General features: G+C 51.8%; 9 protein-coding genes. 5 read left to right on the forward strand and 4 right to left on the reverse strand.

The annotated features are described in order from the left end of the window. Positions 1–153 precede the first annotated feature (153 nt). The 5 genes from D1641_RS18335 (at position 154) to D1641_RS18355 (ending at position 3545) form a co-directional block, all read left to right on the forward strand. Positions 154–462, forward strand: a complete 309-nt coding sequence (locus tag D1641_RS18335) for a hypothetical protein (RefSeq protein WP_160668366.1) — start codon at positions 154–156, stop codon at positions 460–462. A 175-nt stretch (positions 463–637) separates the two neighbouring features. Then, a complete protein-coding gene (locus D1641_RS18340) occupies positions 638–1720 on the forward strand; it encodes a replication protein RepA (protein WP_160668368.1) in 1083 nt (360 codons plus the stop codon). A gap of 408 nt (positions 1721–2128) precedes the next feature. Beyond that, positions 2129–2626 carry a hypothetical protein gene (locus D1641_RS18345; protein ID WP_160668370.1) on the forward strand — a complete coding sequence of 166 codons (498 nt, stop codon included), beginning with the start codon at positions 2129–2131 and terminating at the stop codon, positions 2624–2626. 84 nt (positions 2627–2710) lie between these two features. Next, positions 2711–2911, forward strand: a complete 201-nt coding sequence (locus D1641_RS18350; protein ID WP_160668372.1) for a hypothetical protein — start codon at positions 2711–2713, stop codon at positions 2909–2911. Between the two features lie 94 nt (positions 2912–3005). Further along, positions 3006–3545 (forward strand): recombinase family protein, encoded by a 540-nt coding sequence (locus tag D1641_RS18355; protein ID WP_160668374.1) that lies wholly within the window; start codon positions 3006–3008, stop codon positions 3543–3545. On the opposite strand, the gene D1641_RS18360 is transcribed toward D1641_RS18355, so the two are convergent. The 4 genes from D1641_RS18360 to D1641_RS18370 form a co-directional block, all read right to left on the reverse strand. Then, entirely contained in the window at positions 3431–4936 is a 1506-nt protein-coding gene (locus D1641_RS18360; RefSeq protein WP_160668376.1) for a recombinase family protein, read from the reverse strand. The genes D1641_RS18355 and D1641_RS18360 overlap by 115 nt on opposite strands. A gap of 87 nt (positions 4937–5023) precedes the next feature. Beyond that, positions 5024–5200, reverse strand: a complete 177-nt coding sequence (locus tag D1641_RS19240; protein WP_172485606.1) for a hypothetical protein — start codon at positions 5198–5200, stop codon at positions 5024–5026. 136 nt (positions 5201–5336) lie between these two features. Continuing rightward, complete coding sequence (locus tag D1641_RS18365; protein WP_160668378.1) at positions 5337–5540, reverse strand: hypothetical protein; 204 nt, start codon at positions 5538–5540, stop codon at positions 5337–5339. A 513-nt stretch (positions 5541–6053) separates the two neighbouring features. Further along, positions 6054–6476 (reverse strand): sigma-70 family RNA polymerase sigma factor, encoded by a 423-nt coding sequence (locus D1641_RS18370; RefSeq protein WP_201757434.1) that lies wholly within the window; start codon positions 6474–6476, stop codon positions 6054–6056. Positions 6477–6914: the final 438 nt, after the last annotated feature.

A 6914-nucleotide genomic window follows, 5' to 3' on the forward strand; every position in this document is an offset into this window, starting at 1 on the left:
CTAAAGCACCCCCTTCCACACTCTTTTTTCTCTGAATTTTTCCTTATTTCCCTCTTGACTTCATACCACTGGACTCCAGCGTCTTGTTCTGCTCCGTGTCGATCAGTTACCCGGCGGTTTCGTCGGGCTGACGCTGACCGTGGAGGGCTAACGATGGACCAGGTGATTTATCATCGGGTCGGAATGATACTGGCGGAGATGGGGCTAAAAAGCCCCATCTCCCTTATCAAAGATTTTGACCCGGATGTCTCAATTAAAAATTACGGTCCTTTTCGTCTTTATGAATTTCACCTTGAAATTCGAGACGATGTGGACCCGCATGAATTTGAAACAACTTTCCGCGCTGCCATGGAGGCGCATAATAGCAATAGCAGCATCAAGGCCAATTTCTACGATGCCACGGACTACCCCGGCCCCGATAAAAATTGGACTACGGTTTATCTGACCGTAGCTGCCCTATGACCGTTCCCGCCCTGGGAGTGTCGGGCCTGTCCCGGCCTCCCGGCGTGGGGGACCCAGGGCCAGGACGGAGCAGCGGAGCGCGGAGGACGGCCCGCCCGGGCCACCAAGCCAGCGGGCAACGTACCCCGGCCCCCGTCAAGGGGGCCGGAAAAAATATATATAAGAGTGGTGAACGATGGGATCAGAAATATCAAAATCATGGTTTGCTGTACTAAACAACCCAGCGGACCACGGCTACACGGGGACCCCGGCGGAAGTGTGCAACCGTCTACGCGAGGAGTGGACAGCGAACAGCAGCAGCCGCGCGGGGGCGTGGGCCTACTGCATCAGCGCGGAGGGCCTACACCATATCCACATGGTTTTGGAGGACAAAGTATCCATGCGGTTTTCCAAGATCAAAAAAAGTTATGCTGTGGGGATGCACTTTGAAGCAACCCGAGGGAATAAAGATCAGGCCGAGGACTACATAAACAAGCGCGGCCAGTTTGCCGAAAAGGGTGAGCGCGTTCTGTATCTCTGCCGCGCGGGGGAGATCAAAGCGGCCCAGGGCAAACGCTCAGATATAGAGGAGATCGCCGCCATGCTGGAGGAGGGGAAAACCCCGGCGGAGATCATGAGCGTGGATTTTGCGTATCGCCGCTATGAGCGGATGATACGGAGCGCGTATTTTGACAGACGAAAACGGGACACGCCTCCAAAGCGTGAGGTCAAGGTCCATTATCTTGTGGGTGAATCAGGCAGCGGAAAAAGCTATACCTATGTGACGCTGTGTCAGGAACACGGCGAAGAATCGGTATATTTTTTCAGCGACTATGAGGGCGGCGGATTTGATGCCTACCAGGGAGAGGCGATTTTGTTTATAGACGAGATGAAAGGGCAGTTTTCCCACGGTTTTTTCCTGCAAATTCTGGATGGGTATAAAATCCAGGTCCATGCCCGGTATTCCAACATATACGCACTTTGGAACGAGGTATATATCACGTCAGTTTTTCCCCCGGAAGAGTTGTACAAAAAAATGGTGGAAGAATCGGCGCGAGGATTGGACAAGCAGCAGCAGCTACTACGGCGGATCTCTGATATTACCTATTGCTTTGTAGATGCAGCGGGGAAGTATCAGCGGTACACGGTTCCCATGAGGGAATACATCGACTACGAAGAACTGAAAGCAAAAGCGGCGGAGAAGATGGGAGCAGACGCACCAGAGATCGCGGAGTTTGCGGAACTGGATGCCTCCGAGGCTGACGATCTCCCGTTTTGATCTGGTGGGGGGCTAGTGTTACCCCCCCACTTTGATACAACGACACAAGTCAACTCCTGCAAGGGCTACAAGCGTAACCGCCGCCGATACAACTTCGGTTACACCCCCAAAACCGCTTTGGGCAAAATGGAGAATTTTACGGGTGTCAAGATGGTTGATTGGGATTAAATGGAAATTTTTAATATGGGAAAGAAAAAAATTGGGGAGAGCATTGGAAAAAGCTGCATATACGTGTCGCATTGGTCATTATGACTAAGTTTGCAAAAAAGTTACTTATTTACACTTTGTAACTAAGTATCTGACGTATTGACATTCAAAAAAGTTTAATTTATGATGAGATCACGGTTCGGGAAACTGGATCGAATTTATATACATCGGGGCATCGCCCCAGAAAGCGAGGTCCAAAAAATGGAGAAGAAGAATAAGACCGCCGCCGAGAGCGGCATCAAGACCCCAGAGTCAACCGAGGCCCCCCAGGCCATAGAGGCCCCGGAGGCAGCTACCCCAACGGCTGGGAATATCCCAGCGGAGTACCTTCGCGGCGGGTACTATGTGGGGGAGGGGAAGAACCGCTATCCTGCCCCGGCACTGGTAGATCAGGCGGAGGAGATCGGCAAGAGCCTCGCAGCCGGTGGAGTAACCGCAACGGCATTTAACCGCCTGTTGCGGACGTTGAAAACGGCAAAGAAGAAGCCGTTTGAGGCCCAAGCGGGGGCGTTGAAAAAAATAGTGCCGCAGGTACTTGACTTGGAGCGGAAGAAAAAGGCCCCGCCGCTGCTCCGTGAGATTGCGGAGCGCAACCGGGCAGCGGTGAAAGACAAAGATGATTTTGCAGCTTGCCTAGATCACTTTCAGGATATTGGAATCTTTCTTTCGATGCAGGCAGCAGCAGAGGGGACCCCCTAAGATAGCGGCCGCAGCCGCAACCGCTAAAAGCCGCAAAAGCCCCCAAATTTGGGGGCTTTTCTCATAGTAGAAAGAGGTGAACAGATGGAATTATTGGACAAATGTCCCGCAGATTATAGCGGTCTTTCTTGGGAGACTCCGCCGCTGCCGCACAAGTATGCAAATGTGGTAGTAATGGGAAAATCGGTTGTTTTGGTTCGGCATATTTTCTCAGATACAGGAGACGTTGAGAAAATCTATAACGAATTTATCAACGAAAAAATTGCAGAAAGTGAGGGTAAATAGCGGAAATAACTTGCAAATCAAGCATTTTTCTGGTATAATAGAAGCATCTCAAAAGTGCTGTGATTCTGCAAGGAAGATGAAAGGAGCGTAAAAAATGTTGCAGAATCACACGGCAAAAGCCGCTATATATGCCAGGAGAAGCCCCGAGGATCGGGCCAACCGTCAAAATCAATTCCGTGGTGACGGAGTTTCGGACAGCATCGAAACGCAAATACTTATGTTGCAGCAATACGCAGACAATCAGGGCTTTACTAACTGCCGGGAATATTATGACGATAACATCAGCGGGACCACGTTCAGCCGTCCGCAGTTCATGCAGATGCTCAACGATATTCAGCAAGGCCGCATTGATACGGTGATCGTGAAAGACCTGTCCCGCCTGGGCCGTGACTACATAGAAAGCGGACGGTATCAGGAAATAGTATTCCCGGAGTTGGGCACCCGCCTAATTGCAAACATCAGTGTACAAGGGGCTACAAACGATATAAAGAAATGTTTCAGATATGCAGAGTGGAAAAGTCAGATTTTCCACTCTATTTTTACATACTCGCTGGTTGCACTGATTGATGAAATCAAGCCGTCCGTGGCTTTCCTCTTATCCTCAAAGCTGATATTCTCCCAGTCGTCCAGATAGCCGGACAGCAGATCAATCTGCTGCTGGGAAATAGTCTCCACGGATAAATCGGCAATGGCCTTTGTGATTTTCTGGCGGCGCGTGTCCAGTTCCTCGATTTTCTTGTTGGCGTAGGCAAGCAGGGTAGCGTTTGCCCCGGTCAGTGTATCAAGTAACTTTTCAATTTCCGCCTCTACCTGTGCCAGCTCCACTTGATAGGCGGTCAGCTTCGGGTTGGCCTTTTCCTCGCCGCCCCGGAGGTGCTTGAACTCCCGGAATTTCTCCCCCATAGCGGTAAATATAAACTGTTCAAATTCCACTTTACGGAGAGTGCCGCACCCCGGACAGCCCTTGTGGTCGGACCGTTTATTGCACCGGAGGTATTCATAGCCGGAAGGGTTACGGGTGACTTTTAAAGCATAACCACATTTTCCGCATTTCACTTTTCCGGCCAGCCATGTGTTCCGGGCCTTCCGCCCGTTCTGGAAGGTGATGTTCGCCATGAGCTTTTTCCGGCATTTCAGCCAGGTGTCAGAGGAAACAATCCCTTCATGGGGAGCGATAACAAGTATCTGGTCTTTCAGGCTCCTGTCCTTGTCCTCCTTCACGTCCCGCCCCTGGTAGAGATAACAGCCGTTTGTCCCGGCGAAGTCGGCGGCATCATTGACGACTGCCGCCCCCTGGCTTTTGAAGAACTCATACAGTTCCAGGTCGGCCTGCGCGTATACCGGGTTGCGGAGCAGCTGGGAGAGGAAGGGACGGAACAGCGATTTTCCATGGACCTTGATGTCGTTTTCCTCAAAGTACCGGCTGATGTCCCCGAAGGAGGTCCCGGGCTCGGCGTACATTTCAAACATCAGGCGTACATGGTCGGCGGCTGCCGGGTCGGGCACCATCATTTTTGTGCGGATACCCTCAACCGTGGTCGGCTCCAGCCGGAAACCGTAGGGGGCCTGGCCGCTCATGTGGAAGCCTTTCAGGCACCGGGAATAGTAGGCGTCCGTGACGCGCTTCTGGATGGTCTCCCGTTCCAGCTGGGCGAACACAATGCAGATATTCAGCATGGCCCGCCCCATTGGAGTGGAGGTGTCGAACTTTTCCGTGGAGGAAACAAACTCCACGTCGTACTCCTGGAACAGCTCCATCATGTTCGCAAAATCCAGAATGGAGCGGCTGATCCGGTCCAGCTTGTAGACAATGACCCGCCGCACCTTTCCCTTGCGGATCTCGTCAAGCAGTTTCTGGAACTCGGGCCGGTCGGTGTTCTTCCCCGAATAGCCCTTGTCCTTGAAAATCTTGCAGCTGCCGCCTTTCAGCTCGTACTTGCAGAAGTCAATCTGGCTCTCAATACTGATACTGTCCTTGCGGTCAACGGACTGTCTGGCATAAATATAATCTTCTCTAATGTTCATTGTAGGCTCCTTTCCTATGGGAATGGAGCTACCAACCTTACAAGTATATTATACCATTGATAGCCCCGGAGGGCAATGTTGTCGGGGTCAGCGCCGGCTCTGGCGGTACTTGCTGAACACGTCATACAGACAGCGCTCAATCTCTTTTTTCCGCCTCTCCTTCTCTTTTGGGGAAAGCACCGGGGTAAGGCTTTCCAGCACAATAGTCTTTCCCTGGAAGGGGACGGTCCTTGTTTCTCTCTGGTAGGTTACAGATTGTACCATCTGGTCCTCCTTTCCGAATCGGGGTTGAAGCCTTCCGTTTCCCTCTTGTCCTGTGGGGAAACACGAAAAGGCAGCGCCCGGCAAAGAGCACTGCCCCTTCGTCTTTCTCCACGCTTCGGGCCAGCTTGGCCCGGGGTCAGGGCTGCCAGTGTTCATAATAGGCCGCCGCTTCCTCCACGGAGCAGAAGTCAAACACTTCGTACAGCTCTATAAGAATCTCCCGGATGTCCTTTGACTTATAGCCGCAGCTTTCCATCGCCTTGATGACATACCCACGGCAGGCATTGTTACTCCATTTGTCTGTCAGCATGTCCTGGATTTCCTGCAAAGATTTTGCCATAACCTGCACTTCCTTTCATAAAAGTTCAGGGAGCCGCGCCGTTTTAGTTGGCCTGTCACAAGACAGTGAGAGCGGGCGGCTCCCTGATTGGTTTTGTAAAACAGATTTCCCGGACGGGTGTAGGCTTGTCCACCCCATAGTGTCTCAACTCTCCCCATTCTTATGGCAAGGCGTCCTCATTGCCTGCGACGGCTCACGGCTTGCAAGGCCGTTTCAACGCTCGGACTGTGACTGAACGCAAGTATCCGGGAGTGTGCCTTATCCGGCGAGGCCAGCCACGGCTCCACCTGCAGCATGGGCTTTATCGCTATTCCCGCCCCCAAAGTGAAAGCCACAATGGAAACGGAAGTCACAGCGAGCCTGTCGCCTGGCACATCCACCCTTCGTATCCGGGTATCTTTTTATTCAGTTTTCAATCTGCCGGAAAGGTCCGTCTGCGCTTCGGGCCAGTTTGTCCCGGGGCGCCTCCGCCTTTCATATACCATTTCATTTTTCAGGCTTTTTCGGTACACCTTAGAAATTATTTTTTAAAAATTTTTCCATGTTCCGAAGCCCGCGCTCGATTGCCAGGCGCACCGCCTTCTCGTCCACGCCTTCGGCTCTGGCAATATCGGTCTTGCTCATGCCGAGGACAAAATGGGCGTAGATGCGTTTGGCCTGTTTGCCGGGCAGGCTGGAAATGGCCGCGTGGAGTTCCTGCATGGTGACTTTGCGCTCATAAATCTCGCATGGGGAGAGGGCGACGAACAAGGCCGAGTGCTCAATGCCGTCCTCCCGGTCAAGGGAATAATAGGCTTTGTGCCGGTATGTACGCAGACGGTAGGCCGCCTCCCTGCGGTCAAACTCTGCCATTGCCTCCGCTACCTCGTCAGGCACTTCAATAAAGGAATCCGCTGTATAGTACGGGTAAAAATCCCGCAGATTGATGATAGTCATGTTTACCTCCGTTTCGGTGTTTGGTGAATGAGTTACCGAAACGGAGGCGGTGGAGAGCGGCACCGGGGCCGGGCTTCGGGCCAGGTTGACCCGAGGCTGTACCATAGAAACAAAAATGCGCCCAAACAGCATAGAGCCATTCGGACGCATGAAATAAAATTATTGTTTTTGGACTGAATTATTTCATGTCGATTGCCGCAATTATCCTTCCAAGGGGGTGGGCTTTTTTTAACGGTTCAGACAGTTGAAAAAGAAATAAGGACACAGCGATACCTCCCAATGCTTTTAAGCATTTGATACCGCCATATCCTTGAAAAAGGGTGACTTTAACACACCCTCCACATTTTCATTTTTCAAAAAGAAAACGGCGGCTTTTGAGAAATGATATGCTCCCTCTAAAGTAGACAGTGGAAAAACAAAACTGTCGAAATAGAGGGA

It is taken from the genome of Colidextribacter sp. OB.20, assembly GCF_009911595.1.
GTDB lineage: Bacteria > Bacillota > Clostridia > Oscillospirales > Oscillospiraceae > Lawsonibacter.